The 26982-nt window shown below is 56.6% G+C and carries 21 protein-coding genes; 11 read left to right on the forward strand and 10 right to left on the reverse strand.

What is annotated here, in order from left to right; genetic code table 11:
- Positions 1-383 precede the first annotated feature (383 nt).
- Together guaD and dcp are read left to right on the forward strand one after the other, a co-directional pair.
- Positions 384-1715: a guanine deaminase gene (guaD, locus tag AC559G_RS17535; protein WP_498913482.1), complete on the forward strand. Its 1332-nt coding sequence runs from the start codon at positions 384-386 to the stop codon at positions 1713-1715.
- Positions 1716-1795: 80 nt separating this feature from the next.
- Positions 1796-3997, forward strand: a complete 2202-nt coding sequence (gene dcp / locus AC559G_RS17540) for a peptidyl-dipeptidase Dcp (RefSeq protein ID WP_498913483.1) — start codon at positions 1796-1798, stop codon at positions 3995-3997.
- 58 nt (positions 3998-4055) lie between these two features.
- On the opposite strand, the gene hpxO is transcribed toward dcp, so the two are convergent.
- Together hpxO and AC559G_RS17550 are read right to left on the reverse strand one after the other, a co-directional pair.
- Positions 4056-5213, reverse strand: a complete 1158-nt coding sequence (gene hpxO / locus AC559G_RS17545) for an FAD-dependent urate hydroxylase HpxO (RefSeq protein WP_498913484.1) — start codon at positions 5211-5213, stop codon at positions 4056-4058.
- Between the two features lie 205 nt (positions 5214-5418).
- Positions 5419-7029: an inorganic phosphate transporter gene (locus AC559G_RS17550; protein WP_498913486.1), complete on the reverse strand. Its 1611-nt coding sequence runs from the start codon at positions 7027-7029 to the stop codon at positions 5419-5421.
- 354 nt (positions 7030-7383) lie between these two features.
- Here AC559G_RS17550 and AC559G_RS17555 point away from each other — a divergent pair, with 354 nt between their 5' ends.
- The 3 genes from AC559G_RS17555 to AC559G_RS17565 all read left to right on the forward strand — a co-directional run bounded on the left by AC559G_RS17555 (position 7384) and on the right by AC559G_RS17565 (position 10147).
- Positions 7384-8409 (forward strand): transporter, encoded by a 1026-nt coding sequence (locus tag AC559G_RS17555; protein WP_498913488.1) that lies wholly within the window; start codon positions 7384-7386, stop codon positions 8407-8409.
- A gap of 327 nt (positions 8410-8736) precedes the next feature.
- On the forward strand, positions 8737-9429 hold the full coding sequence (locus AC559G_RS17560) for a hypothetical protein (RefSeq protein ID WP_498913489.1): 693 nt from the start codon (positions 8737-8739) through the stop codon (positions 9427-9429).
- Positions 9430-9667: 238 nt separating this feature from the next.
- Positions 9668-10147, forward strand: a complete 480-nt coding sequence (locus AC559G_RS17565; RefSeq protein WP_498913491.1) for an Hcp family type VI secretion system effector — start codon at positions 9668-9670, stop codon at positions 10145-10147.
- Between the two features lie 213 nt (positions 10148-10360).
- On the opposite strand, the gene AC559G_RS17570 is transcribed toward AC559G_RS17565, so the two are convergent.
- The 7 genes from AC559G_RS17570 to AC559G_RS17600 all read right to left on the reverse strand — a co-directional run bounded on the left by AC559G_RS17570 (position 10361) and on the right by AC559G_RS17600 (position 16882).
- Positions 10361-11635, reverse strand: coding sequence for a Zn-dependent hydrolase (locus tag AC559G_RS17570; RefSeq protein WP_498913493.1), 1275 nt, complete (start codon positions 11633-11635; stop codon positions 10361-10363).
- On the reverse strand, positions 11632-12123 hold the full coding sequence (locus AC559G_RS17575; protein WP_498913495.1) for an L-2-amino-thiazoline-4-carboxylic acid hydrolase: 492 nt from the start codon (positions 12121-12123) through the stop codon (positions 11632-11634). The genes AC559G_RS17570 and AC559G_RS17575 overlap by 4 nt, the downstream gene beginning before the upstream one ends.
- Positions 12124-12146: 23 nt before the next feature.
- Positions 12147-13256 (reverse strand): branched-chain amino acid ABC transporter substrate-binding protein, encoded by a 1110-nt coding sequence (locus tag AC559G_RS17580; RefSeq protein ID WP_498913666.1) that lies wholly within the window; start codon positions 13254-13256, stop codon positions 12147-12149.
- A 76-nt stretch (positions 13257-13332) separates the two neighbouring features.
- Complete coding sequence (locus AC559G_RS17585) at positions 13333-14046, reverse strand: ABC transporter ATP-binding protein (RefSeq protein ID WP_498913497.1); 714 nt, start codon at positions 14044-14046, stop codon at positions 13333-13335.
- Positions 14039-14809, reverse strand: a complete 771-nt coding sequence (locus AC559G_RS17590) for an ABC transporter ATP-binding protein (protein ID WP_095848663.1) — start codon at positions 14807-14809, stop codon at positions 14039-14041. The genes AC559G_RS17585 and AC559G_RS17590 overlap by 8 nt, the downstream gene beginning before the upstream one ends.
- Positions 14806-15918, reverse strand: a complete 1113-nt coding sequence (locus tag AC559G_RS17595) for an ABC transporter permease family protein (protein ID WP_498913499.1) — start codon at positions 15916-15918, stop codon at positions 14806-14808. Before AC559G_RS17595 ends, AC559G_RS17590 begins: the two co-directional genes overlap by 4 nt.
- Positions 15919-15931: 13 nt before the next feature.
- The gene (locus tag AC559G_RS17600; protein ID WP_498913501.1) at positions 15932-16882 is read right to left on the reverse strand and encodes a branched-chain amino acid ABC transporter permease; all 951 of its coding nucleotides are present in this window, start codon (positions 16880-16882) and stop codon (positions 15932-15934) included.
- A 169-nt stretch (positions 16883-17051) separates the two neighbouring features.
- Here AC559G_RS17600 and AC559G_RS17605 point away from each other — a divergent pair, with 169 nt between their 5' ends.
- Both AC559G_RS17605 and AC559G_RS17610 read left to right on the forward strand, forming a co-directional pair.
- The gene (locus AC559G_RS17605; RefSeq protein ID WP_498913503.1) at positions 17052-17978 is read left to right on the forward strand and encodes a LysR family transcriptional regulator; all 927 of its coding nucleotides are present in this window, start codon (positions 17052-17054) and stop codon (positions 17976-17978) included.
- A gap of 137 nt (positions 17979-18115) precedes the next feature.
- Positions 18116-19081, forward strand: a complete 966-nt coding sequence (locus AC559G_RS17610) for a DMT family transporter (RefSeq protein ID WP_498913505.1) — start codon at positions 18116-18118, stop codon at positions 19079-19081.
- Between the two features lie 33 nt (positions 19082-19114).
- Here the strand turns inward: AC559G_RS17610 and fusA are convergent, their stop codons facing one another.
- The gene (fusA, locus tag AC559G_RS17615; RefSeq protein WP_498913507.1) at positions 19115-21220 is read right to left on the reverse strand and encodes an elongation factor G; all 2106 of its coding nucleotides are present in this window, start codon (positions 21218-21220) and stop codon (positions 19115-19117) included.
- A 769-nt stretch (positions 21221-21989) separates the two neighbouring features.
- Between fusA and AC559G_RS17620 the strand changes: the two genes are divergently transcribed.
- The 4 genes from AC559G_RS17620 to AC559G_RS17635 all read left to right on the forward strand — a co-directional run bounded on the left by AC559G_RS17620 (position 21990) and on the right by AC559G_RS17635 (position 26979).
- Entirely contained in the window at positions 21990-23483 is a 1494-nt protein-coding gene (locus AC559G_RS17620) for an alpha/beta hydrolase (RefSeq protein ID WP_498913509.1), read from the forward strand.
- Positions 23484-23791: 308 nt separating this feature from the next.
- Positions 23792-23884, forward strand: coding sequence for a protein MgtS (gene mgtS, locus AC559G_RS17625; RefSeq protein ID WP_462616228.1), 93 nt, complete (start codon positions 23792-23794; stop codon positions 23882-23884).
- Between the two features lie 106 nt (positions 23885-23990).
- Complete coding sequence (locus tag AC559G_RS17630) at positions 23991-24170, forward strand: hypothetical protein (protein WP_498913512.1); 180 nt, start codon at positions 23991-23993, stop codon at positions 24168-24170.
- Between the two features lie 382 nt (positions 24171-24552).
- Entirely contained in the window at positions 24553-26979 is a 2427-nt protein-coding gene (locus AC559G_RS17635) for a DUF3772 domain-containing protein (RefSeq protein WP_498913514.1), read from the forward strand.
- Positions 26980-26982: the final 3 nt, after the last annotated feature.

Genomic DNA, 26982 nt, shown 5'->3' on the forward strand with positions numbered 1-26982 from the left:
AACGCAGGATGATGAGCATAGCGTAATGGTGCCGGCATAAAAAGCACGCCGGGTGCGATTATGAGCAGGCATAGGGATGGGCGGTTTTTCATGTTTGATTCTTGGGCGAGCGGGCTGATGCCCAGTGTTGGTGCATGCCGTTCATCGGCGCAAATAAGCAAACGGTTGCCTGAAAAATGCAACCGTTTGCTTATTTTCCGGCGGCGTCGCTATTTTTAATCGCCGTTTTTATTGTTTTTATCTCATTGTTTTTGAATGGTAAAAATCAGGGGTATATATCCTGGCATGTTGATTGCTAACCTTCTATTAACATCTGCAGCGGGTCATCGACCGTCAGTGCAGACAGAGAACAACAACCGGTTAGCCATAACAAGGAACAACAGATGAGCATGCACTTTACCACGGCGATTCGTGGCAATTTTTTCGACATGGCGGCCTGTGTGGATCAGCCGCAACAGCTGGAACACGTGCTACGGCATATTCCCGACGGGCTGCTGCTGCTCAATGGCGGCACTATCGTCTGGCACGGCAGTTGGCTGCAGGGTGAAACGTTGCTGCCTGCGGGGTTTGAGGTGGTAGATTACCGCGGCAAGCTGATCGTGCCGGGCTTTGTCGACACCCATATTCATTATCCCCAGACCGAGATGATTGGCGCTTACGGCGAACAACTGTTGTCCTGGCTGCAACAATACACCTTCCCAACGGAGAGCCAGTACGGCTGTGAGCAACACGCTGCGCGCATGTCGGCGTTTTTCCTGCAACAGTTGTTGAACAACGGCACGACCACCGCGTTGGTATTCGGCACCGTGCACCCGCAATCGGTGAACGCGCTGTTTGAACAGGCGGCAGGTTTGAATATGCGCCTGATCGCCGGCAAGGTGATGATGGATCGTCACGCACCAGAGGCGCTGTTGGAGACCCCGGCGCAAAGCTATCAGCAAACCCGGGAATTAATTTTACGCTGGCACGGCAAACAGCGGCTGGGTTACGCCATTACCCCGCGTTTCGCGCCGACCAGCACCCCGGAACTGCTGGCCCAGGTGCAGCGCCTGCGCGAAGAATTTCCGGACGTTTACCTGCACACCCATTTGAGTGAAAACCCGGATGAAGTGGCGTGGGTGAAAGACCTGTTCCCGGAACACAGCGGTTACCTGGACGTGTATCACTACTATGGCTTAACCGGCGATAAAAGCGTGTTTGCCCATTGTCTGCATCTGGAAGAGGATGAATGGGGTTGCCTGTGTGACACACATTCATCAATCGCTTTCTGCCCAACCTCCAATCTGTTTCTCGGTAGCGGCCTGTTCGATATGCAAAAGGCCTGGCACAAACGGGTGAAGGTGGGGGTGGGTACCGATGTTGGCGCCGGCACCACCTTCAATATGCTGCAAACGCTGGGCGAGGCATACAAGGTGGGGCAATTGCAGCGTTATAAACTTTCTGCCTGTGAGGCGTTCTATCATGCGACGCTCGGCGGCGCACGGGCGCTCGGGCTGGATGCGCACATCGGCAACTTCAACGTCGGCAAAGAGGCCGACTTTGTCGTGCTCGATCCGGCGGTTTCACCATTGCAAAAGCTGCGCCATGAAAACAGCCGCGAACTGGCCGAACAGCTATTTATATTGATGACGTTAGGGGACGATCGCAATATTTACCGCACCTATGTCGACGGCAAGGTGGTCTATCAGGCTGGGGAGAGTAAAGTGGCCGCATAAGCCTGCAATCTGTTTTTGCCATAGCCGCCGGCTGGGCTAAGCTAGGGAAGGTTAAGGAGTCTACTAAAAGGAGCTTAGCTTTGAAGCGATTATCTATTTTGGTGCTGGCAATCAGCCCGGCGCTGGCATCGCAGGCACAGGCCATAAACAATGAATCGCAGGCGGTACATCAGGCGCCGCCGGGCGGCCAGACCACGGAGGCAGACGTGACCAGCACAGTGCTGCAACACAACAGCAAACATGAAAACCCATTCTCTACTCAAAGCCGCTTGCCGTTTCAGGCGCCGCAGTTTGATCTGATCGAAGAGGAAGACTACGCGCCGGCGATTGCCGCGGGCATCCAGCAGAAGTTGGCCCAGGCAGAAAAGATCGCCGATAACCCGGCGGCGCCGACCTTTGCCAACACCGTAGTGGCGCTGGAGCAGGCGGGCGCCATGCTGAACCGGGTGCTCAACGTCTTTAGCGCCATGACCGCGGCCAACACCAGCGATGCTCTGCAGCAACTGGATGAAGACACGGCCCCTAAACTGGCCGCACTTGATGATGCCATCAAGCTTAACGAGCGGCTTTTCACACGGATAAAAACGCTGTATCAGCAACGCGAGCAGTTGGGGTTGGATGCAGAATCACAGCGCTTGCTTGAGATTACCTATCAAAACTTTGAGTTGGCCGGCGCCAATTTGCCCGACGCCGACAAAGCCAAACTCAAGGCGCTGAATCAGGAAGCGGCCACGTTAAGCAGCCAGTTCACCAACAGGCTGCTGGCGGCCACAAAAAACGGCGCTTTGGCAATCGCTGATAAAACCCGGCTTAACGGCCTTTCCAAAGGGGAACTGGCCGCGGCCGCACAGGCAGCCAGTGAGCGAAAATTGAGTAATCAGTGGCTGCTAGCGTTGCAGAACACCACCCAGCAACCGGCTTTGCAAAGTCTACAAGATCGCGATACGCGCAAGGCGCTGTTCGTCGCCTCCACCACCCGGGCAGAGAAGGGCAACGGCGACGATACGCGCCAAACTATCGCCCGCCTGGCGGAAGTGCGAGCCGAACAGGCCACACTGCTGGGCTACCCTAACTATGCCGCCTGGAAGTTACAAAATCAGATGGCGAAAACCCCGGATGCCGCCTTGAGGTTCATGCGCGCCATTGTCCCGGCGGCAACGGCGCGCGCCAAAGTCGAGGCCAACGATATTCAGGCGGCGATCGATCGGCTGCAGGGTGGTTTCACACTGGCTGCCTGGGACTGGCCGTTTTACGCAGAACAGGTGCGCAAAGCGCGTTACGATTTGGATGAAAGCCAGATCAAACCCTATTTCGAACTGGATTCCGTGCTCAATAACGGCGTGTTTTATGCGGCTAACCGCCTGTATGGCATCAGCTTCAAACAACGCCATGATATCCCGGTGTATCACCCGGACGTGAGGGTCTATGAAGTGCTCGACAAAAACGGAGCGCCGCTGGCGCTGTTCTACACCGATTATTTTAAGCGCGATAACAAGGGCGGTGGCGCCTGGATGGGCAACTTCGTCGAGCAGTCGGCGCTCAACGGCAGCAAACCGGTGATCTATAACGTCGCCAACTTCAGCAAACCGGCGCCGGGCCAGCCGGCGCTGCTGTCATTCGACGATGTGATAACCCTGTTCCATGAGTTTGGCCATACCCTGCACGGTATGTTCGCCAACCAGCAATATGCCAGCCTGTCCGGCACCAACACACCGCGCGATTTCGTCGAATTTCCATCTCAGCTTAACGAGCACTGGGCGCGTGATCCGCAGGTTTTCGCCCACTATGCGCGGCACTATCAAACCGGCGCGGCCATGCCGCAGGCACTGGTCGATAAAATCAACAAAGCCAATACATTCAACCAAGGCTATGACATGACGGAACTGTTGGCCGCGGCCTTGTTGGATATGCACTGGCACATGCTGGGTGCGGATCAGCCGCTGCAGGATGTTGATAAGCTCGAGGCGCAGGCGTTGCAGCAGGGAAACATCGATCTTGGTTATGTTCCGCCGCGCTACCGCTCCAGCTACTTTCAGCATATCTGGGGCAACGGCTATGCCGCGGGGTATTATGCCTATCTGTGGACACAAATGTTGGCGGATGATGCGTTCCAGGGTATTCAGGCGCAGGGCGGACTGACGGCGGAAAATGGGCAACGTCTGCGCGATAAAATCCTGTCGCGCGGCAATAGTGAAGATCTGGAAAAAATGTATGAAAACTGGCGCGGCCAGGCACCAAGCATCACGCCGATGCTGATTAACCGCGGGTTGGAGGCCCAATAAGGGTAAAAAAATAGGGCGCCACCGGCGCCCTGTACTCACTCGTAAGCAGCGGCAAATCTTATGCCAACGGCCCGCCCAGAATGGTTTCCCGCATGCCGGTAAGGATGCGCTCACCGGTTTCGCTTTTCAGCTCTTCATACCAGTCGTGAGTCACGGCCATCTCTTTGCCGTGGGTCACATCACAGCGCTTGCGCGCTTTTAATACCAGATCTTTTACCCGGTAGCTGCGTTTTTCCTGATAGCGCTGCAGGGCATCGGCTATGCCCAACGAGTTGGTTTGCAGGGCAATGGCCAACACCACGGCGTCTTCCATCGCTGCGCAGCCGCCCTGGCCGATATCCGGCGTGGTACTGTGCCCGGCGTCGCCCAGCAACGCTACGCGCCCACGCACCAACTGCTCGAACGGTTCAATATCGTGGATCTCGATACGGTTAGTGGTGGCCGGATCAATCGCGGCGATCAGTTTTTGCACCGGAGCGGCCCAGCCGGCAAAGTAACGTTGCAGATCGTCGCGCACCGTGCTGCGATCTTCCGACAAGCCTTTTTCCAACGGCACATCGAAGAAAAAGTAAAAACGGTTGCCGCAAACCGGCATCAGCGAAACGCGTTTGCCTTCGCCGACAAAAGTGGTCCACTGGTTGGCCGGCGCGATACTTTCATCAATGGTGACCAGCCCGTTCCAGTTAACGTACCCCGCATAGCGGCGCTCAACCTGCTGGCCCAGCACGTAAGGGCGGATCACCGAGTGGGTGCCGTCGGCCGCCACCAGAAAATCGCCGTGCGCCTGGCTGCCGTCTTCAAACCAGGCGGTGACGCCGGCGGCGGTTTCTTCAACGCCGCGCACACGTTTACCGAACTGCACCTTATCACGGCCGTAAGTCTCCAGCAGCATATCCTGCAGTTCGGCGCGCGCGACCGGGTAAGGGCGCTCACCCACGCTTTCCACCAGAGGATCCAGGCTAAAACGGGTCAGGGTTTGCCCTTTCTGGTACTCGTTATAGGCCATGTAGTGCATTGGCCCGCCCAGCTGGCGCACCTGTTCCTTCATCCCCAGATAGTTGAGGCACTTCACTCCGTTCGGCCAGATGGAAATGGCTGCGCCGACCGGCTTAATTTCTTTTACCGCTTCATAGACCTCGGTTTCGATGCCGAAGCGCCGTAATGCGATAGCCGCGCATAGCCCGCCGATACCACCGCCAATAACAATTGCTTTCATGTTTTTCTCCTTTTTTGCTACCTAAGGAAAGCAATTTTCATACCAGTGTTTTACATCGCCGGTGGCCGCAGTGATGCGGGCAGATTTCAGATCATTGATTCATTGTGGGGCAGGATATGCGCTGTTTTAGCGCATCGGGGTGAAACCGTGCGCCAACGGCCAGCACCGGTAACGCTGTCTGTGCCACGTTGGCGCAACGAGAAGGTTAGAAATGGTTGAAGAACCAGTACAAGCCGGCGGCGAGCAGGATTGACGCGGGTAGCGTCAGCACCCAGGCCATCAGCAGGTTACGCAACGTGGCCATCTGCAGGCCGGATTTGTTGGCCGCCATGGTGCCGGCAACGCCGGATGACAGCACGTGGGTGGTGGAAACCGGCAGGCCGAAAGCGTCCGCGGCGCCGATGGTGGTCATGGTGACCAACTCGGCGCTGGCGCCCTGGGCATAGGTCAGGTGGGTTTTGCCAATTTTCTCGCCCACGGTGACCACAATGCGCCGCCAACCCACCATTGTGCCCAGGCCAAGGGCAATGGCAACCACCACCTTCACCCAGAAGGGGATAAAGCGGGTGGAGTGATCCAGCTCGGTCTTCAGTGCGTCCAGATTACGCACGGTATTGGCCGGTAGCGTCAGTTGCTTCTCGCTTTTTAGGTGTTTAATGGTCTCTGAAGCCAGGTACATATCATTACGGGTGTTGGAAACCACCTGCGCCGGGATCTTATCGACCGAACCGTATTGGCGGATACCATCACCGATAATGCCCGTCAGTTGCGCCAGCGCGGGCAGCACGTCCGGCACCAGTTCACCGGTGCGCACATAGTTGGTCAGCACCTCACGCGCCGGGGCCTGGCCAACCGGTGGGAACTGGCGCAGCAGCTCGTGTTTGGTTACCGTTGCCAGTGCGGCAACCCGCGGAATTTGATCCGGCGGCAGCGCCCGGTTCAGGGCATAGGCGATCGGCATGGTGCCAACCAGGATCAGCATGATAAGCCCCATGCCTTTTTGGCCGTCATTGGAGCCGTGAGCAAAAGAGACGCCGGTGCAGGTCAGGATCAACAGGCCGCGGATCCACAGCGGCGGCGGGGTATTACCTTTGGGCGCGGTATACAACTGGCGGTTTTTAACAAACATTTTCAGCACTATCAGCAACAGCGCAGCGAAAACAAAGCCAATTACCGGCGACAGCAGCAAGGAGTAGCCGACTTTCAGCGCCTGATCCCAGTCAACGCCGCTGGTGCCGGTGCGGCCGTGAATCAAGGCATTGGCGATGCCAACGCCGATGACCGAGCCAATCAGCGTATGCGAGGACGATGCCGGCAGGCCAAGCCACCAGGTACCCAGGTTCCAGATAATGGCGGAAAACAGCAGGGCATACACCATGGCAAACCCGCTGCCAGTGCCAGCCTGCAAAATCAATTCTACCGGCAACAGGGAAATTATCCCAAACGCCACAACGCCGCTGGAAAGTAACACGCCGAGAAAATTAAAAAAGCCAGACCAAACCACGGCGACCGTCGGTGATAAAGAGTGGGTATAAATAACCGTTGCCACCGCGTTAGCGGTATCGTGAAAGCCATTGACGAATTCGAAGCCCAGCGCAATCAACAGGGCCATACCTAATAACAAAAAGGGAACGTAACTGGTGTATACTCCGCCAGCATCAGTGACATCATTAAATAAATTAACCCCTGCAAACGCGATCCCAATGACTAATAAAAACACAAAAAAAAGAACAGTCATACGGCTGTTCTGTTTGTATATTTGCGGTCGGCCTGGCGCGGGTTGCGCACTTGACTCTATAGCACTGTTATCGCTCATAAATTACCTTCATTTTTCAAAATTACGAAAGATTCCCGCTATTACCTCGTTCGCGGGCATTTTAATTATTCGCAATAATTATGACTTTTTTATGACGCAAAAATTAAGCCTCGGCCAAGATGTGGTCGCTTTGGGATTGAATTGATCCGTCAATTAAAATAAGTTTAACGCATGGCGCCCAGCGCAAAATACTATACCCAAAATAATTCGAGTTGCAGGAAGGCGGCAACGCAGTGAATCCCCAGGAGCTTACTGGAGTAAGTGACTGGGGTGAGCGAGGAAAGCCAACACACCTGCAACTTGAAGTATGAAGGGTAAATAGCTGGCTCTACGGTATAATGGGACATTTGATATATGGTTCAGATGGTTGCTGAAAGAATACACAGGCTGGATTTTGATGATGAGGTGACCGGCCTGATTTGCGGCCACGTGTTTCGCCCTGATGAAGCGCCGCAGAAAATGTCTTCGTCAACCATTTGCCAGGCCTACCGCGCGTTGCCGCCCGGGGGCGGTTTTGTCTGGCTGCACCTGAACCTTAACCACGCAGCGGCGGAAAAATGGCTGAAAAATCATTTCGCCATCCCGGAATTTTTCTTTGAGGAAATCCGCCAGGGCTCATACACCACGCGCATTGAGCGGCAGGGCGAAGATCTGTTTGCGGTGCTCAACGATGTCAATTTCCACCCGAAAGAAACCAACCCGGAAGTGTCGACGCTGTGGCTGTATTGCTGCAGCCAACTGATTGTGACGGTGCGGCACAAGCCGCTGCGGCTCATCGAACAGGTGCTGCGGCGGCTTGATGCGTTATCGGTGGCCTCCACCACCGAACTTCTGGCGCAACTGTTGGAAGAGCAAGAGGACGTGCTGGAGCAAATAGTGCGCCAGGCCAACCAAAACGTCGACGCGATCGAAGACCGGCTGCTTAGCCATCACGTGCAACAAAACCGCACCGAACTGGGGCAAATGCGCCGGCTACTGTTGCGCTTTCAACGTCTGCTGGCTCCCGAGCCGGCATCGCTATTCCGCTTGCTGAACCGCCCGCCAGCCTGGCTGAGCCGCGAAGGGCTACAGGATTTGCGCCAGTTCGCCGAAGAGTTCACCGTGGTGCTGAACGATCTGGTGGCGCTGACTGAACGAATTCGCCTGCTGCAAGAAGAGATAGGCGCCAAGCGCATGGAGCAAAATAATCGCACGCTGTATACATTGACGGTGATCACGGTGCTGGCGTTGCCAATCAACATCGTCGCCGGTTTTTTTGGTATGAACGTGGGCGGCATTCCGCTGGCGAGCAACCACCACGGGTTTATCCTGTTGGTGCTGCTGGTCGGCGCTTTCACGCTGGTTACCGGCTATCTGGCGTTAAAACGCCGCGACGAATAGCGCTCCAAGGTCAGGTTGCCGGCACGCCGGCCTGATCGAGCAGCGCATGAAGCAACACATTGGCACCGGCGGTAGACCAGGCCGGCGTAATGTTTTCCAGCTCGTTATGGCTGATGCCGTCAACGTAGGGGATGAAGAACTACATATCGTTATCTGTTGAATAATGAACTTAGCGTACATGGCTTTCCGCTATCCAAACTGACACCTTTTAGTTCGACAGCTCATCAAATATCGATCCCGAACATAACTCTAAATGCGTATTTTATCAACAACATAGAACGCTTACTCTTTCCACTTGGATATAACGACAGTTAGCAAGGAGCGGCTATGTACTACAACAATGAAGTCATAAGTTATCTTCAGGCCAATAAGATTCTCGCACTGAAACTCGAGCACGCATTAACGGGCGTCGGAAATGCCGTATCAAATCAGATTGAAACGATAGGAGCAGGCGCAACGCGTGCGTTGTATTACACATCCTGTTTTACTGATGAGTATCAGGATGTATGCCTGCGACAAAAAAACGAAGATATCCGGTTCGCCAAAGGCGTGTACCATATTCTTAGGCGTGAAGATGTTGTGTATGAAATGCTCAAAATCTACTTTGAAGAAATATTTCGGTACAAAACATCCGATCAAATAGAGCACATCAAACAAATGTTAATGGCGGTGAATATCCATATTGCCGCAAGCTCACTCACAAACACCGGATTCGCTTTAGCGGCAGCAGCATTCGTCGCCGTTGGCATGAATTTAAGTCTTGAAGTCAGCGCGCTAGTAGGCGGTTGGGCATCAAGAGGAATCACATCAGTTGGTATATATGGTGTCCTTCAAAAAGCGGCTGATAGCGCCCGTCGCCTCCAGTTTACCTATCCGGCTTATTACTCAGCTCTCTATGTTCAAGAGCTGGAAATGATGTATTTCTTGATAGAGCCATTGTTTCAGCGGGCTGAGGCATTTAAAGCACAATGGGCATCGGATGATGGTATTGCAGACATCATCACCAGGATGATTCGGTAAGACATGATGAATATTATCAGAAGAATTCTTAAGCGGATATTCAGGTCGTTATTTTCGATGTACGGCCCTGCATTACTAACTCTTTTGTTCGCAGTCGTCCTGGTACAAATTTTCCCTGATGGACCAATATGGCCTGTGCCCATCTTTCTTGTATTCATGCTGGTTATTTTTGGTCGTTACGTGAAATGGTAACATCTTGGAACGAGTACTCTCTAAAGTTTATTTATAAGGAAATTGCATGTCTACTCCCGCGCACTTATGGCTTGAAGATGAAAACGGTTCGCCAATTGTTGGTGGTTGTGTAATGCCACTGCGTTTAGGCTCTATCGAATTAAAATCATTCTCGCACGGTGTAACCATTCCTGTTGATCCGAGTTGGGGCAAACTCACTGGCACGCGCGTTCACCGCCCAATCACGATAGTGAAAGAGTTCGACCAAACAACGCCCGTTCTCTATCGTGCCGTATGTGAAGGCCGAACTATGAAGAAAGCGACGATCAAGATGTACCGTATCGTTGAATCAGGCACTGAGTCTGAGTATTTCAATATCATCCTGGAAAACGTCAAAATCACGACGGTTTCGCCGTACCTTTCCCCTAATGGCCTGAGTAGCACTCACCTGGAAACGCTCGAATTACGTTATGAGGCCATCAATTGGAAGTATACAGAAGGAAACATTATCTACCGCGATACATGGAATGAGCGTTGCACGGCCTGATACTCTTCCGCTAATGCATGGCATCGCACGATGCATTAAGAGCCTATCCCTTTAGGGGGTATTGTCGCAACCAGTTTGGACACGGACAGCGAACAGGCAACATGTTGTGCATGTTGAACGAACTTTAGTCGGCCCATAGGGCGAGCGCAACGAGTAAACCGGAACGTACACGGAGTACGTGAGGAGGCAGATACGCCGGTTACTGTTGCGCTTTCAACACCTGCAGGCCCCCGATCCGGCAGCGGTATTCCGATTGCTGAACCGTACGCCGGCCTGATCGAGTAGCGCATGAAGCAACACATTGGCGCCGGCGGTAGACCAGGCCGGCGTAATGTTTTCCAGCTCGTTATGGCTAATACCGTCAACGCAGGGGATGAAAATCATCGCCGTGGGCGCAACCCGGCTAAGGTAGCAGGCATCATGGCCGGCGCCGGACACCATATCGCGATGTGAATAGCCCAACCGCCGCGCCGCCTGGCGCACGCTGGTGATGCAACTGGCGTTGAAGCTCACCGGCGGATACTGGAATATGCGTTCGGCAGAGGCGGCCAAGCCATCGCCGTTAACGGCGGCTACCGCAGCGAACAGTTGCTGTTCCATCTGTTCCAGCACCGCTTCCTGCGGGTGGCGAAACTCCACGCTGAAAAATACCTTGCCCGGCACCACGTTCCTGGAGTTCGGCGTAATCTGCGCCATTCCCACCGTGGCACGCGCATCCGGCATAAAATCAAGGCCGATGCGGTTAACCGCCTCCACGGTGCGGGCAAAGCCGAGCAGGGCATCGCGGCGGCGGTCCATCGGCGTTGTACCGGCATGGGCGCTGAAGCCGACGATGGTCAGTTCATACCAACGTTGGCCCTGCGCATGGGTAACCACGCCAATCTGCACCTGTTCGGCTTCCAGCACCGGGCCTTGTTCGATGTGCAATTCAAAGGCGGCGTGGATCGGCGTGCCACCGACTGGATGCTCGCCGGCATAGCCAATCTGTTGCAGCGCCTGGCCGATCGTGACGCCCTGAGCATCGGTGCGCGAAAGCCCATAGGGCAGATCGAACACGCCGGCGAAAACACCGGAGGCGATCATCGCCGGCGTAAAGCGCGCGCCTTCTTCATTGGTCCAGTTGATCACTTCAATGGCGCGTTCGGTGGTGATCTGCCGGTCATTCAAGGTACGAAGCGCCTCCAGGCCGGCCAGCACGCCGTAAACGCCGTCGAAACGGCCGCCGTTGGGCTGCGAGTCCACGTGCGAGCCGGTCACCACCGGCGGCAGATCGGGGCGGGCGCCTTCGCGGCGCAAAAACATGTTGCCCATTTGGTCGATCCGCACGCTACAGCCGGCCTCTTGCGCCCATATCCGCAGCTGGTTGCGCGCCAACCGGTCTTCCTCACTGAGCGCCAGGCGTGTGACGCCGTCTTTAGGAATAGCGCCGAACTGCGCCATATCCCGCAGGCTTTGCCACAGGCGTTCACCATTCACCCGTACCGTCATTTTTCCTCCTTGGGCGTTTTAACCGCATAGCGGAAATCGCAGCAGGGCGCACCGCCCATGATGGTTTGCTTGCGCTGCAAGGCCACCTCCGGCGCGTAACCGACGATAAACTGACTGTCGCGCGCACAGGAGAGCAGGTGACCTATCTCGCCCAGACCCATTTCGTGATACATCTCGGCATAACGGCAGCGGGTCACATCATAGTCAAAGTGCTGTTCATCCTGATGGATCACCTTCACCTGCAGCGCGTCGTCTTTTTCCCACAGGTGTTGCAAGGCGACGAAACTTTGCAAATCAGCGCCATTGGGCTCCTGAGCCGCGAATTCCCGGCCTGCCGCCACGGCGGCGTTTTCGATGGCCTCGCCAATCACCGCCTGCGCGCGCACTTTGCCTATCTCGCGCACCAGGATCTGATAAATCGGTTTGATAATTTCCGCTTCGATCCGCCGCCGGGCCAGAATGCCTAATTGGTCGTTTGCACAGCTCATTACCTTGTTCCTCTTTGTGTTGATTACTTTTTCGTGCCGCCCAGCACCGTTTGCGGCTGCCATTTGCCCGCCACCACCTTGTAGACGGTGAAGCTTGGCTGCAGCAAGTTGCCTTGCGCATCGAAGGCTAGGGTACCGGTCACGCCCTGGTACTGAATCGCACGCAGTTTTGGCAAGTACTTGGCCGGATCGGCGGAGTCCGCCTGTTCAATCGCCGCGATCAGCACCCGGGTGGCGTCATAGGCGAAGGGCGCATGCAGTTCGATATGGGTTTTGTAGCGATCGCGATAGGCCTGCTCAAACGCCTTGCCGCCCGGCATTTGTTCCACCGGCAGGCCGGGCTCCAGCGCCACCACGCCTTCGCCTTCTTTCTGCGCCAGCGTCAGGAAGGTTTGGCTGACAAACCCGCCGGCGCCCATCAGCGTGGCATTGATGCCTAGCTGTTTGATACGGCGCGCTAACGGAGCGGCCTGCGAGTCCACGCCGCCGAAGAAGATCAGGTCGGCGTTTTTGCTGCGGATGGATGTCAACACGGCGCTGAAATCCACCGTTTTGTCATCGACGTACTCACGGGCGACAACCTGCCCCCCTTGCGCCGCCAACGATTTGATAAACTCATCCGCCAGCCCCTGGCCGAAAGCGGTGCGATCGTCAATGACCGCCACGCGTTTGGCCTTCAACACATTGACCGCATACTGCCCGGCGTAGTTGCCGCCGTCATCGTCGTGGCCCATCACGCGGAAGCTGGTATCAAAGCCTTGTTGGGTGTAGGCGTGGCCGGTGGCAACCGGCGCCACCTGGGCGATGCCTGCGTCATGATAAATACGGGCGGCGGGAATGCTGGTTCCGGTGTTCCAGTGGCCAACCACGCCCGCCACGCCCTGGTCCACCAGGCGCTGCGCGACTGCAACCGCGGTGCGCGGATCGGACTGATCGTCTTCCGAAACCAGCTTAAACGTCACCGGTTTGCCGCCCAGCGTCGGGTTCTGGCTGTTGGCGTCGCGGATTGCCAACTGTGCGCCGTTCTCCAGATCTTTACCGATCCTGGCCGATGGCCCCGTCAGCGGCCCGGCCAGGCCGATCAGAACCGTGTCGGCGGCAGATGCCTGAGGGCTGTTGCCGAGCGCGGCCATAACCGCAGCCGCCAGTGTGAGAGTGTGCAATGTTTTATTTTTCATGATGTGGTTTCCCGGTGTAGTGAGCCAATGATTATTCGCCTAAATAGGCCTGTTTGATTTTTTCGTCGTCCAGCATGCCGGCCGAAGGGCCGCTATGGCTGAGGTTGCCGCTGTCGAGCACATAGGCCCGATCGGTAGCCTCAAGCGCCAGGCGCGCGTTTTGTTCGACCAGCAGCAGCGTTACGCCGCTTTTTGCCAGCGTTTTGATCACCTCAAAAATCGCTTCTACCATGATTGGCGCCAGCCCCATTGAAGGCTCATCCAGCACCAGTAACCGTGGGCGGCTTAGCAGAGCGCGGCCAATGGCCAGCATTTGCTGTTCGCCCCCGGAAAGCAGCCCCGCCTGTTGCTGCAACCGTTCGCGCAGCCGCGGGAATATCTCATTGACGCGTGCCATATCCTGCCGAATCGCCGCTTTGTCGCGGCGTGCGTAGGCGCCAATCTGCAAATTCTCCAGCACCGTCATGCGGGCAAAAATGCCGCGCCCCTCCGGCACCATCACCAGCCCCTGTTGCAATAAACGATGCGGGGGAACGCCGCGGATAGATTTACCGTTGAAGTACACCTCGCCGCCAAAAGGTTGCAGCCCGGTCAGCGCACGCAGGCTGGAGGTTTTTCCCGCGCCGTTAGCGCCAATCAGCGTGACCTGTTCACCCTGGTTAACGTGAAAATCAATGCCTTTCACCGCGTGGATACCACCGTAGGAGACAGCCAGCTGTTTAACCGCCAGCAAAGATTCAGACATGAGCGGATCCTCCCAGATAAGCCTGTATGACTGCTGGATCGCGGCGCACCTGTTCCGGCCGGCCTTCGGCAATCACCCGGCCGTAGTCCAGCACGGTGAGGCGATCGCATAGCCCCATCACCAGCTTGACGTCATGTTCAATCAGCAACAGGGTTTTACCGCTGTCACGGATGCGCAGCAGCAGTTCGCGCAGCGCGACCTTTTCCCCGGCGTTCATCCCGGCGGCGGGTTCATCCAGCGCCAGCAGTTTGGGCTCGGTCGCCAGCGCGCGTGCGATTTCCAGGCGGCGCTGGTGCCCGTAGGACAAATCCCCGGCGCGATAATGGGCGAATTGGCCGATGCCGACGTATTCCAGCAGCGCATGCGATTTCGCCAGCGTATGGTTTTCTTCCTCCCTGGCGCGCCGGTGGCGGGCGATCGCCGCCCACAGACCATTGCGGGTGCGGGCATGGCAACCCACCATGACGTTTTCCAGGACGCTCATCTCATTGAACAGCCGGAGATTTTGAAAGGTGCGGGCAATGCCGGCCTGCGTCACTTTGTCGATCGCCTGCGGTTTATACCGCTGCCCCTGCAGGCTAAAGTCGCCGCTGTCGGCGCGATACAACCCAGTGATCAAGTTGAAACAGGTGGTTTTGCCCGCGCCGTTAGGGCCGATCAGGCCGTAAATTTCGCCTTGCCGGACCGCCATACTGACGTTATTGACCGCGACCAGTCCGCCAAAGCGTTTGTTGACATCCGCCAGTTGAAGCAATGGGATCATGAGGCGCCTCCTTGTTGGTGGCGCGCGGGCCACAGGCCGGCAGGGCGGTAGAGCATCACCAGAATCAGCGCCAGCCCGTAAAACAGTTGGCGGATAATCTCGGGATCGATCAGCACCTGGCCGAACAGCGTTTGTTGCAATGGCCCCATGCTGCTGCGCAGAAATTCCGGCAGCGCCGCCAGCAGCAGGGCGCCCAGGATCACGCCGGGAATATGCCCCATACCGCCAAGCACCACCATCGCCAGCACGGCAATCGATTCTTGCAAGGTAAAGGACTCCGGCGAGACAAAGCCCTGAAATGCGGCGAACAAGGTGCCGGCTATGCCGCCGAAGGTCGCGCCAATGGCAAATGCCAGCAGTTTGAAGTTGCGGGTATTGATACCCATAGCGCGGGCGGCGTCTTCATCTTCGCGGATGGCGCCCCAGGCGCGGCCGATACGTGAATGCTGTAGCCGAATGCAGACGAACAGGATCGCCACCAACAGCGCGGCGAACAGATAATAGTAGATATATAACGATGAAAAGCGGATGCCGAATAGCTCATGCATGCCGGTAAATTTCACCCCGAACAGGCTGACCGGTTCAATCCCCGAAATGCCCTTGGGGCCGTTGGTGATATTGATTGGCCGATCCATATTGCGCATAAGGATACGGATAATTTCACCAAAGCCGAGGGTGACGATGGCCAGGTAATCCCCCCGCAGGCGCAAGGTCGGCGCGCCCAACAGGATGCCACACACCGCAGCCAGCGCGGCGGCCAGCGGGATCAACAACAGGATCGGCATATGCAGGCCGCCGGGAAACCATTGCAGCAGCATCGGGAACTGGGTAACCAGATGCGGCGATGACAATAGCGCGGCCAGATAGGCGCCCACGGCGTAAAAAGCAATAAAGCCCATATCCAGCAGGCCGGCACAGCCCACCACAATGTTCAACCCCAGCGCCAACATCAGGTACAGCAAGGCAAAATCCATTACCCGCACCCAGTAATTGCCGCCGGCGGCCCCCACCAGCCAAGGCGCCAGCAACAGCCCGGCAATGAACAGCGTGGTGCCGAACCAGGGGCGCCGTGCCGCTGCGGCCTGGGCAGGAGAAGTCAGTGTCATCATTTTGGCGCTCCATTTAGGATCGGGTGGCAACGCGTTCGCCCAGCAGGCCGGACGGGCGAAAAATCAGCACGGCGATCAGCACCAGGAAGGCGAACACATCCTGATAATTACTGCCAAATGCACCGCCGGTCAGCGTGCCGAGGTAACCGGTGCCGAGCGATTCGATCAAGCCCAGCAGCAGGCCACCGAGCATAGCGCCGCGCAGATTGCCAATACCGCCCAGCACGGCCGCCGTGAAGGCTTTAATACCGGGCAGGAAGCCCATTGAGAAGCTGGCGCTGCCATAGTTGCTGGCCATCATGATGCCGGCTAACGCCGCCAACGCACCGCCCAGAGCAAACGTGACGGTGATGATGCGGTTAGGGTTAACGCCCATCAGGCTGGCGACCTGGCTGCTTTCCGCCGTGGCTCGCATTGCCCGCCCCAGGCGTGAATGCTCAACCAACAGCAATAAGCCGCCCATGACCAACAGGGCCGCGGTTACCGTGGCGATGGCGGTGCCGGTGATCACCGCCGGCGGATGGCCGGCGCTGCCGGGGGTTAACGCGATGGGCTCCATCGGCAGTAGCTGCGGGAACATCAGCGGGTTGCGTGACCAAATCAGCATCGCCAGCGTCTGCAGCAACAGCGATACCCCAATGCCACTGATGAGCGGCGCCAGGCGCGGCGCATTGCGCAGGCGGCGATAAGCCAGGCGTTCAATGCTCATTGAAACCAGCGCACAGGCCACAGCAGCGACGGCGGCTGCAATCCCAAGCGTCAGGTAGGGCGAAAGGTGGGGAAAATGCTGTTGTAGCAGGGTAATGGTGGATAGGGCGCTTAACGCGCCGACCATCAGCACATCGCCGTGGGCGAAATTGATAATGCGCAAAATGCCGTACACCATGGTGTAACCCAGGGCGATTAAGGCATAAATGCTGCCAAGCAGTACCCCGTTGACGGTCTGCTGTATCAACGTATCCATAGGGCAAATTCTCTAAAGGCATGATTTACCGTTCACAGTAGAGAATTAATATTTTTTGTGAAATACGGAAAAATAATTTCTTATACAAAAATTGTGTGTTTTTAATTTATTGATTTTAATCTACATTAATTTTACTCACTCACTGCGCCTGCTGAAAAATAGTCAATATATGAAAAAAACAGAACAGTACGAACATCCGTTGCCGGCCTTGCCCAACGATCCGCCGCTGCGTGCGGTGCGTGCGTTCGAGGCCATTGCCCGCCTGGGCAGCATCAACGCCGCCGCACGCGAGCTGGCGATCTCGCCGTCGGCGGTCAGCCACCAGTTGAAAACGCTGGAGGCGTTTCTGCAAATGCCGTTGACCGAGCGCCAGGGGCGGCGCCTGATCCTGCGTAACGAAGGGCGCGAATATTACCGTTCTATCCGCTCCGCATTTAATGTGCTGCGCCAGGCGACCGAGCACGTGCGTGAGCAGTCCGCATCGCGCCAGGTGACCATCAGCCTGATCCCCCTGTTCGGTATGGGCTGGTTTATCCCACGGTTACGCGGCTTTCTGCGTGAAAACCCGGCTATCGAGATTAACGTGGTCTATGCCAATCACCGCAATTATTTCAGCGATGCGGCGGATATCTCGATCCGCTTCGGCATGGGCCAGTGGCCCGGCTATCACAGCGAAAAACTGATGTCCGGCAAGATGATCCCGGTTTGCAGCCGCAGCTTTATGCAACTGCACGGCGTGTTGGATACGCCGGATCAATTAGCGCCGCTGCCGCTACTGCATGATGAAGAGCGCAATACCTGGATGCAGTGGTTCCAACAGGCCGAGGTGAAGCGCCCGCTGCGCAGCACCGGGCCATTGTTTGAAGATGGCCTGTTGACGCTAGCCGCCGTTCAGGCGGGGTTGGGCTGTGCATTAATGCGCGAGCCGCTGATCGAAACCTATCTTCAGCGCGGCGAACTGGTGAAGCTGTTCGATTTGCCGATTGACGATGGCCGTGATTATTACTTGTGTGTGCGCCAAGACACGGAGCTTTCGCTGGAGGGGCAAGCGTTGCAGCAATGGTTGAAACGTGAGGCCGCGGCGGCGCCCGGTTAAGGTAATACATGGCGCCGCGCGATGCGTAAGATGCGTAAGATGCGTAATAAGACAAACGCCTGAAAAAACCGTAAGCTGGCACACGAATATACCCTAAATATATGCCTACGCGGCTGTGCGTGGTTGATGGAGTCTTTATGTTTGCAGGGGTGTTGTTTGCGCTGGCCGCCGGGTTGATGTGGGGGCTGATTTTCGTTGGGCCGGAAATGGTGCCCGACTACCCGGCGGCGCTGCAGTCCACCGGCCGCTATCTGGCCTTTGGCCTGCTGTCGCTGCCGTTGGCATGGTGGGATCGCCGCCGTTTGCTGCGGCTGCAACGGCAAGACTGGGTGGAGGCGCTGAAGCTGACGTTAATCGGCAATCTGCTGTATTACTTTTTTCTTGCCAGCGCGATTCAACGCATCGGCGCGCCGGTCTCCACCATGATCATCGGTACGCTGCCGGTGGTGATCGCGATCAGCGCCAACCTGTTTTACGGCCGGCACGACGGCCAACTGCCGTGGCACCGGCTTGCGCCGGCGCTGGCGCTGATTGTTGTCGGGCTGGTGCTGGTCAACATTGCCGAACTGCGGGCCAATGCCGCGCCGGTCGATGCCTGGCGCTATGGCAGCGGCCTGCTGCTGGCCATCACGGCGGTGATCTGCTGGACCTGGTACCCGCTGCGCAACGCCCGCTGGCTGCGGCAGAACCCGACGCAGCGCCCATCCACCTGGGCCACCGCGCAAGGGGTGGTGACGTTGCCGCTGGCGCTGGTTGGCTACCTGGCGGTTTGTGGGCAGTTGGCCATCAACCAACCGGCATTCGCCGTGCCGTTTGGCCCCCGGCCGGCGGTGTTTATCACGTTGATGCTGGCGATCGGTATTCTGTGTTCCTGGGTGGGGGCGTTATGCTGGAACGAAGCGAGCCAACGCCTGCCAACGGTGCTGGTTGGGCCGCTTATCGTGTTTGAAACGCTCGCCGGGCTGGCGTATACCTTCATGCTGCGCCAGGCCTGGCCGCCAGTGTTGACCGTGGCCGGGATTGCCTGTCTGATATTCGGCGTGATTGCCGCCATGCGTATCCGCCCGAAGCCGGTGGTGGTGCAGGTGAGCGTAGAGAAATAGCGCCTGCCGCACAGGGCGGCAGGCGTGGGGAGGTTAGCGTTTTCGGTGGTTGATGATCTCTTCCGCTACGTTGCGCGGCGCTTCGGCGTAATGGCCAAACTCCATGGTGAAGGTGGCGCGGCCCTGAGTCATCGAACGCAGGGTGGTGGAGTAACCGAACATTTCCGACAGGGGTACCGTGGCGTGGATGGCTTTGCCACCGCCGCCGGGAATGTCTTCCATCCCTTGCAGTTGCCCACGCCGCGACGACAAATCGCCCATCACGCCGCCGGCATAATCCTCCGGCGTTTCCACTTCGACCTTCATGATCGGCTCCAGAATCACCGGTTCGGCCTGGCGGCAGGCCTCTTTGAAACCGAAGATGGCCGCCATACGGAAGGCCTGTTCGGAGGAATCGACGTCATGGTAGGAACCGAAGGTCAGGTGCACCTTGATATCCACCACCGGATAACCGGCCAAAATGCCGTTGTTCATCGCTTCCTGAACGCCTTTTTTCACCGCCGGGATGTATTCGCCCGGGATCACACCGCCTTTGATTTCATCAAAGAATTCGAAGCCCTTGCCAGGCTCGTTGGGTTCAACGGTCAGCACCACGTGGCCATACTGGCCTTTACCACCGGACTGGCGAACAAATTTCCCTTCTACATCAACCACTTTACGGCGAATAGTTTCACGGTAGGAAACCTGTGGCCTGCCGGTGTTGGTTTCCACGCCAAATTCACGCCGCAGGCGATCGACGATGATCTCCAGGTGCAGTTCGCCCATGCCGTAAATCAGCGTCTGGCCGGATTCTTCATCGGTGCGTACCTGGAATGACGGATCTTCAGACATCAACCGCTGCAGGGCGATGCCCATTTTCTCCTGGTCGGCTTTGGTTTTGGGCTCGATCGCCTGGGCGATCACCGGCTCTGGGAACACCATCCGCTCAAGCGTGATGACGGCGTTCGGATCGTACAGCGTGTCGCCGGTGGTGACATCCTTCAGGCCCACGCAAGCTGCGATATCGCCGGCGTGCAGCTCATCCACGTCTTTACGGTCATTGGCATGCATTTGCACAATGCGGCCAATGCGCTCTTTCTTGCCTTTCACTGGGTTGTAAACGCTGCTGCCCTTGGCGAGCACGCCGGAATAGACGCGCACGAAGGTTAACTGGCCGACGAACGGATCGGTCATCAGTTTGAAGGCCAGCGCGGAGAATTTTTCGTTGTCGTCGGCACGACGCGTCACGATGTTGTCGTGCTCATCGTGGCCTTCCATAGGCGGCACATCCAACGGTGAGGGCATCAGTTCGATCACTGCATCCAACATGCGCTGCACGCCTTTATTGCGGAAGGCCGAACCGCACAGCATCGGCTGGATTTCACCGGCAATGGTGCGGGCGCGCAGGCCGGCGACGATCTCTTGTTCGCTTAGCGCTTCGCCGCCAAGGTATTTTTCCATCAGCGCTTCCGAGCCTTCGGCCGCCGCTTCGACCATTTTTTCCCGCCATGCATTGGCGGATTCCAGCAGTTCCGGCGGGATCGGCTCGAAGCTGAACCGCATGCCCTGGGTTTCATCGTCCCAGAAAATGGCTTGCATGCGCACCAGATCCACCACGCCCGTAAAGTGCTCTTCGGCGCCGATCGGAATGACAATCGGCACCGGGTTGGCTTTCAGACGATCGATCATCATTTGCCGCACGCGGAAGAAATCGGCGCCCATGCGGTCCATTTTGTTGACGAACGCCAGGCGCGGCACCCGGTATTTGTTGGCCTGGCGCCAGACGGTTTCCGACTGCGGCTGCACGCCGCCCACCGAGTCATACACCATCACCGCGCCGTCCAGCACGCGCATTGAGCGCTCGACTTCAATGGTGAAATCGACGTGCCCCGGGGTATCAATGATATTGATCCGGTGTTGTGGGTAACTGTGTTCCATCCCGTTCCAGAAACAGGTGGTGGCGGCTGAGGTGATGGTAATACCGCGCTCTTGCTCCTGCGCCATCCAGTCCATGGTAGCGGCGCCGTCGTGCACTTCGCCCAGCTTGTGACTGACCCCGGTGTAAAACAGAATCCGCTCGGTCGTCGTGGTTTTGCCGGCATCAATATGCGCCGAGATGCCGATATTGCGGTAGCGTTCAATGGGGGTAGTACGTGCCATAATCAACCTTACTTAGCCATTTGGCGTGGGGCGGCGCAGGTTCTTTCCCAACAGGCGGTGGGCGATACCCGGCCAGTCTTATCGAAGTAATAGCATTGCCTGTTCGGTAAATACGGTTAGCAGTTGTTCGACTGAGCTTAGCCGATAACCTTGATTCTATGCAGCTATCGCTGTTATCGCCAATACGAATAAAGTCGAACAATAAGCAGAGTAATACTCAGGGGTTATTACCGTATTGAGAAAGGTGCTCGTTCCCTCTCACAGAGAGGGAACGGGTGGCAAGGCGTGAAAGGGCGAGGTGATAGCACTTTGGGCGCATTCGCATGCGCGCACCCAGACTGCTATCGTCTTTTCTTTAGTGTGGAAAGCGTCCGGGCTCTTTTTTGTTTCCAATACATAGAAAATGAAACGATGACAACTGCTATCAGTACAACGAGGATTACTAGTGACAGGTATTCCATAGCGTTCACCCAGAGCTAGCAAGTTGAAACTGTATTAAATGAGAATTTTCTCATATTCGTCAATACGCAATGTGTGAATAAGAATAATCTCAGTTTTTCTCACCGTATTTGCGGCATGCTACCCCGGCTGAACGGGCGCTACCATGCGGCTTTGCGTGAAAAAGGCATTTTATTCGGCGCGTAACGGTTGGCGTTTTTTTGACCGGGCGGGGGCCTTGGCCTTCAACCCAAGGGCTTTTTGTGTTCTATTTGCAGGCTGATTACAGGGCCTTTTTTCAGATTGTTGTTCCACGTTGAAAGGATTCGTCATGTCAGTAGTGCGTGTTTTGCTGTTTATGCTGGTTGCCGCCGGTTTACCCGCCTATGCCAAACCGGCGCCGGCCGCGGCTCACGAAGGTGGAAGCATCCGCTGGCAGCCGTGCCATAACGCCATGTTTCAGCGTTGGTTCCAGGATGCGCCGCCACAGCCTGGCTTGCAGTGTGGCTATCTGGACGTGCCGTTAATCTATGGCGCCGCACAGGGCCAACTGCCGGCCCGGGGGGAGGTTGTGCGCCTGGCGCTGACTCGGCTGCCGGCCACCGGCGAGAAGAAGGGCAGCGTGGTGATGATCCCCGGCGGGCCGGGGTTAACCGGCATTAACCCCTATCTGCCTGCCGAGCCGGCGATAGCAAGGCTGCGTAAATCTTACGATGTGATTGGCTACGATCCGCGCGGCGTTGGCCAATCAGCGCCAAAGATCTCTTGTCAGATGGCGGACGACGATGAAACGCCGGCGCTGGATGATAACGATATCGCCGGTGCGGAAAAGCAGGTGAAAGCGATGATCGACGCCTGCATCAAACAAACCGGCGCGCAGGTGGTGCAACATGTCGGCACGGATGAGGCGGTCAGCGATCTGAACGCGATTCGCTACGCCTTGGGCGAACCGGCGCTTAACGCCGTTGCCTATGCCTATGGCACCAAAGTGGCGGCGCTGTACGCTGAGCGCTTCCCCAAGCGAACCCGTGCGCTGGTGCTGGATGGCGTAGTGGATATTTCAGAGGATGAGTTCACCCGGCGGATAAGCCAGGAACGTTCCTACCAGCAAAGCTTCCTGCGCTTTGCCGCTTTTTGCGCCAAAACCGCGCGTTGCCCGTTGCCGAGTGACCCCAACCTGGCTATTCAGGCATTCCACGCGCTATTGAGCAAACTGCATGCGGCGCCGTTCGTCACCCAGGCAGGCTATGAAATTTACCCCGACGATGTGATTGCCGTGACGCGCGCATTGTTACTGTGGCCGCAACGTTGGCCGGAACTGGCGCAAGTGCTGGAACAAATCGCCAGCGGCCAGGCTGGTGAGCAGGCCAGCACCCTGATTGATGAAAGCTATGGGCCGGATGCGGAAGATGCGCGCAACGTGATTACCTGCGCAGACAGCGCTACGCCGGGGGCTGATGAGCAGATGCTGCGCCGCAAACGCCAGGCGATCAACACCACTGCCACCTTTACCCACTATTTGCCGCTGCATGAATACCCGCTGGAAATGTGTGATCTGTGGCCATACCCCGGAAAAGACAGCCCCCATGTGCCGCGCCTTTCTCCGGCACTGCCGCCGCTGCTATTTGTTGCGCGCCGTTACGATGCGGCCACGCCGTACCGCAGCGCCCGCATGATGGCCAGTTGGTTCAAAAGCCCACTGGTGACCCAGGAGCGCGACGGCCATACGCTGGCACTGCATGGCATTGACCGCTGTGTGGATGACACGGTAGTTGACTACCTGCTGGCGCCGAAAAAACCGCGGCATGATAAAACCTGCCGTTGACCGTTATTCTTTTCTAAATATTTCATAAACGGCTGCCTGATTATCCGGCAGCCGTTTTTTTATTATTTTATACTGGCCGCGAAAAATACCTACGGGCGCGCTGGCAAATATAAATCCGAGTTTATTTTATAATTCGGAACGGGCGATCTGATTATAGAAAACGTCATCTCCGCAACAAAGCCAGCCCCCGTATTCCAAGCCCCGGCAGAGGCCTGGGCGTTGTTAACACCAAAGAAGGGAGGCGATAAACGCACAATGAACTCACGAGGTACGACTTATCGATAACAGCTAATTTTGAGGATGTAGAAATGGGAAACATGACTTTTTTTATCGGATTTTTGGGATTCATCAGCTCACTGGGCCTGTTGGCCGCCTACATGAGCACGAAATGGGATGATTAATGAACGATAACGGTCCACCCCAACGCCACCTCCCTGTCGCCAGGCAATTAACGATAGGGAGGTGGCAATAAATTCCTCACCGCACCTGAACCAGAGGATAATAACAATGCTTATTTTCGGTTTTTTATACGCGCTATTCATGATTGCCGTCGGTGTTAATGAAATCTACCATTACTCCACGGGTAACACCGCTTTTCTGACCAGCCTGACGCTAACCTTTGCCGTGGGTACACTGTTGGTACTGTTTGTCTGGCATTTCACGACCGGCAAAAAAATAAAAAAATAAAAAAATAAACGGCCATCGTACCACCTGCTCGACCAACGCAGAATTTTACCTGCCATCGCATTCTTACTGCTTTTACTCTAGGCTCCTGCTGCAAGCGCCCCAGCTAAAAATTATCGACGCGAAGCATGCGCACGGCCCTAATGGTGCCGGATTGTTCCTAAAGTTCACCCCGTGACCGGGCCTGTTATTCAGGGCAGGGCCGCTTCCTGGTGGGGATCGGCAAACAACGCGCCGGCAGCGGGTTAATTTGTGCGATCGTTCAGGATATATTGCCTTAACTTCGCCGCAGATTATAATCAGCGAGTATTGTCAATCAGGCGGGCCATGCCAACGGCCCGCCTGTTTCATTTGCCCGCTAACAGCCCGTTGAGCCCCGAAACCTATGAGACGACCGCTGCAGATCCTGTTCCTCCTTTTGTTGCTGTTTGGGCTGCCGCTAAGCCCCCAAACCGCATCGGCGGCGCAGGCTGATACCACGGAACAAAGCCTGGCGGATACCGCCACTGCATTGAAACGCTTCCAAAAGGAGCTTGATAGCATCAAGCAGCAGGTATCTAACGCCACCACGGATAACCAACTCAGTAAACTGTTTGAAAATACGCAGACGCTGGCCGCAGATCTGGACCAACTGGAAACGGATCTGCAACCGCTGCAAGAGAAGCTGCAGGCACAATTAGACGTACTGGGCCCAACGCCGGCGCCAGGGGCGCTGGCGGAAAACCGTGTGGTGATCCAACAGCGCAATGCACTCAACAACAATAAAAAGCAGTTGGATGATGCGGTGCAACGTACGCAGGCTATCCGCACCAGTGCGCTGTCGCTCGGCCAGCAAATCAGCGATCTGCGCCGCGTAGCGTTTAAAAGCCAATTGGCGCTCAACTCCGGCAGCATCCTCGGCGCACAGTTCTGGCAGCCGATCAGCAACCCATTGCCCGACGATCTACGGCGCCTTGAGCAGATCAACCAAGCGTTGATACAAATCTGGATGACCAGTTGGCAGGAGACATGGCGAACAGGCACGTTTCTGCTGTTGCTGGCGGCAGTGGTGGTGTGGTCGTTGGGGCGTTATTTCTCCGAGCGTTATCTAGCCTGGTTCAGCATCCGCTACCTGCCGGACGGCCGCCTGCGCCGCAGCTTTATGGCGCTGGCGACCGTCCTGGTTACCCTGTTCGGCACCACCATCGCGCTGGATCTGGTGTATCAGGCGATGTCACGCGCCGCGCCGTTCCCACCGCTGGTGCAAGACTTTACCGACAGCTTTACCCGGCTGGCGATTTTCTGCGCACTGGTCGCCGGCCTGGGGCGGGCGTTTTTATCTATCAACCGCCCGTCCTGGCGTTTGGCGCCGGTAGACGATGACATGGCCGCCGGCATGCGATTCTTCTCGCCACTGCTGTCGGTCTTGGCGCTGTTGTTCGGCACGGTAGAATTGACGAATAATGTGGTCGGTGCCAGTTTGAACACCACGATTTTCGGCAATGGGCTGGTGGCGACGCTGATGGCGCTGGTGCTGCTGGCGATGCCGCTGCGCGCGCGCAGTTTGCGCCGCCGCATTGAACAGCGCGGCGAGCACAATGACAAACGATCCACCCTCGGCGGGTTGGTGCACATTGTGGTGCTGACATCCTCACTGGTGGTGCTGGCGGCATTGCTGATTGGCTATATCGCCTTTGCCCGCTTCCTGATCTACCAGATTATCTGGATATCGCTGGTGCTGATGTCGTTCTACTTCCTGGTGCTGTGCGTCACCGATTTGTGCGCGGCGTTGTTCTCCAACCAGACTGCCAGCGGTAAAGCGCTGAAGCGCTCATTTAACTTTAGCGATCGACATCTGGAGCAGATGGCGATTATCACCACCGCCATCGCCAAATGTTCCTTGCTGCTGCTGATGATTGTCTCGCTGGTGAACGGTTCGTTTGGCACCACCACGCCGAACGCACTGCTGGAAAAAATTGCCGCCATCCTGACGGGCGAAGGGCTGAAAAAACTGAATATCGTGCCCGGTAACCTGATTAACGCGGTGATCTGCCTGGCGATCGGTATCTATATTCTGCGCATCACCCAACGCTGGCTAAGCAACGAGCTGCTGCCGAAGACCATTATGGATATCGGTATCCGCGCCTCGCTGGTCACGCTGTTCAGCAACGTGGGCTATGTGTTGTTGATTCTGGTGACGCTGGCGGCGTTAGGTATACAGTGGAACAACCTGGCCTGGATCGTCAGCGCGCTGTCGGTGGGGATCGGTTTCGGCCTGCAGGAAATTGTGAAGAACTTTATCTCCGGCATGATCCTCCTCACCGAGCGGCCGGTGAAAGTGGGCGATATGATCAGCATTGCCGGGGTTGAGGGCGACGTGCGGCGCATTAACGTGCGCGCCACCGAAATCCAGCTGAGCGATCGTTCAACCATGATCGTGCCCAATTCGCAGTTGATTTCGCAAAACGTGCGCAACGCGACGATGGGTAATGCGCAGGGGGTGGTGACTATCGCTTTGACCTTCCCGACGGATATCGATCCGGAGCAGGTGCGCAATCTTCTGCTCAGCGCCTACCGCGACTATGATGCGATCCAGGATAGCCCATCGCCCTATGTGCGCTTTAGCCAACTGGGGCCGGACGGCATCATCTTGAGCGTTACCGGCTACGTCGCCAGCCCGCGCATGGTAGGCGCCAGCAAGAGCGAGCTGTTGTTCAACATCTTGAAGTTGCTGCGTGAACAGCAGGTGAGCTTGTCCAGCCCGCAGGAAGTGGTGTTTATGAAACAGCAGGCGAAAAAACTGGCGGACGACGAAGAGGAATCGGCTTCATAACCG

The sequence above is a fragment of the Gibbsiella greigii genome (assembly GCF_039540155.1).
Classification (GTDB): Bacteria; Pseudomonadota; Gammaproteobacteria; order Enterobacterales; family Enterobacteriaceae; genus Gibbsiella; species Gibbsiella quercinecans.

Bases quoted from the DNA above. Each gene is read 5' to 3' on its own strand.
- guaD (WP_498913482.1), top strand. From the start codon at position 384: ATGAGCATGCACTTTACCACGGCGATTCGTGGCAATTTTTTCGACATG.
- hpxO (WP_498913484.1), bottom strand. From the start codon at position 5,213: ATGAAAGCAATTGTTATTGGCGGTGGTATCGGCGGGCTATGCGCGGCT.
- AC559G_RS17550 (WP_498913486.1), bottom strand. From the start codon at position 7,029: ATGAGCGATAACAGTGCTATAGAGTCAAGTGCGCAACCCGCGCCAGGC.
- AC559G_RS17555 (WP_498913488.1), top strand. From the start codon at position 7,384: ATGGTTCAGATGGTTGCTGAAAGAATACACAGGCTGGATTTTGATGAT.
- AC559G_RS17560 (WP_498913489.1), top strand. From the start codon at position 8,737: ATGTACTACAACAATGAAGTCATAAGTTATCTTCAGGCCAATAAGATT.
- AC559G_RS17565 (WP_498913491.1), top strand. From the start codon at position 9,668: ATGTCTACTCCCGCGCACTTATGGCTTGAAGATGAAAACGGTTCGCCA.
- AC559G_RS17570 (WP_498913493.1), bottom strand. From the start codon at position 11,635: ATGACGGTACGGGTGAATGGTGAACGCCTGTGGCAAAGCCTGCGGGAT.
- AC559G_RS17575 (WP_498913495.1), bottom strand. From the start codon at position 12,123: ATGAGCTGTGCAAACGACCAATTAGGCATTCTGGCCCGGCGGCGGATC.
- AC559G_RS17580 (WP_498913666.1), bottom strand. From the start codon at position 13,256: ATGGCCGCGCTCGGCAACAGCCCTCAGGCATCTGCCGCCGACACGGTT.
- AC559G_RS17585 (WP_498913497.1), bottom strand. From the start codon at position 14,046: ATGTCTGAATCTTTGCTGGCGGTTAAACAGCTGGCTGTCTCCTACGGT.
- AC559G_RS17590 (WP_095848663.1), bottom strand. From the start codon at position 14,809: ATGATCCCATTGCTTCAACTGGCGGATGTCAACAAACGCTTTGGCGGA.
- AC559G_RS17595 (WP_498913499.1), bottom strand. From the start codon at position 15,918: ATGATGACACTGACTTCTCCTGCCCAGGCCGCAGCGGCACGGCGCCCC.
- AC559G_RS17600 (WP_498913501.1), bottom strand. From the start codon at position 16,882: ATGGATACGTTGATACAGCAGACCGTCAACGGGGTACTGCTTGGCAGC.
- AC559G_RS17605 (WP_498913503.1), top strand. From the start codon at position 17,052: ATGAAAAAAACAGAACAGTACGAACATCCGTTGCCGGCCTTGCCCAAC.
- AC559G_RS17610 (WP_498913505.1), top strand. From the start codon at position 18,116: ATGTTTGCAGGGGTGTTGTTTGCGCTGGCCGCCGGGTTGATGTGGGGG.
- fusA (WP_498913507.1), bottom strand. From the start codon at position 21,220: ATGGCACGTACTACCCCCATTGAACGCTACCGCAATATCGGCATCTCG.
- AC559G_RS17620 (WP_498913509.1), top strand. From the start codon at position 21,990: ATGTCAGTAGTGCGTGTTTTGCTGTTTATGCTGGTTGCCGCCGGTTTA.
- mgtS (WP_462616228.1), top strand. From the start codon at position 23,792: ATGGGAAACATGACTTTTTTTATCGGATTTTTGGGATTCATCAGCTCA.
- AC559G_RS17630 (WP_498913512.1), top strand. From the start codon at position 23,991: ATGCTTATTTTCGGTTTTTTATACGCGCTATTCATGATTGCCGTCGGT.
- AC559G_RS17635 (WP_498913514.1), top strand. From the start codon at position 24,553: ATGAGACGACCGCTGCAGATCCTGTTCCTCCTTTTGTTGCTGTTTGGG.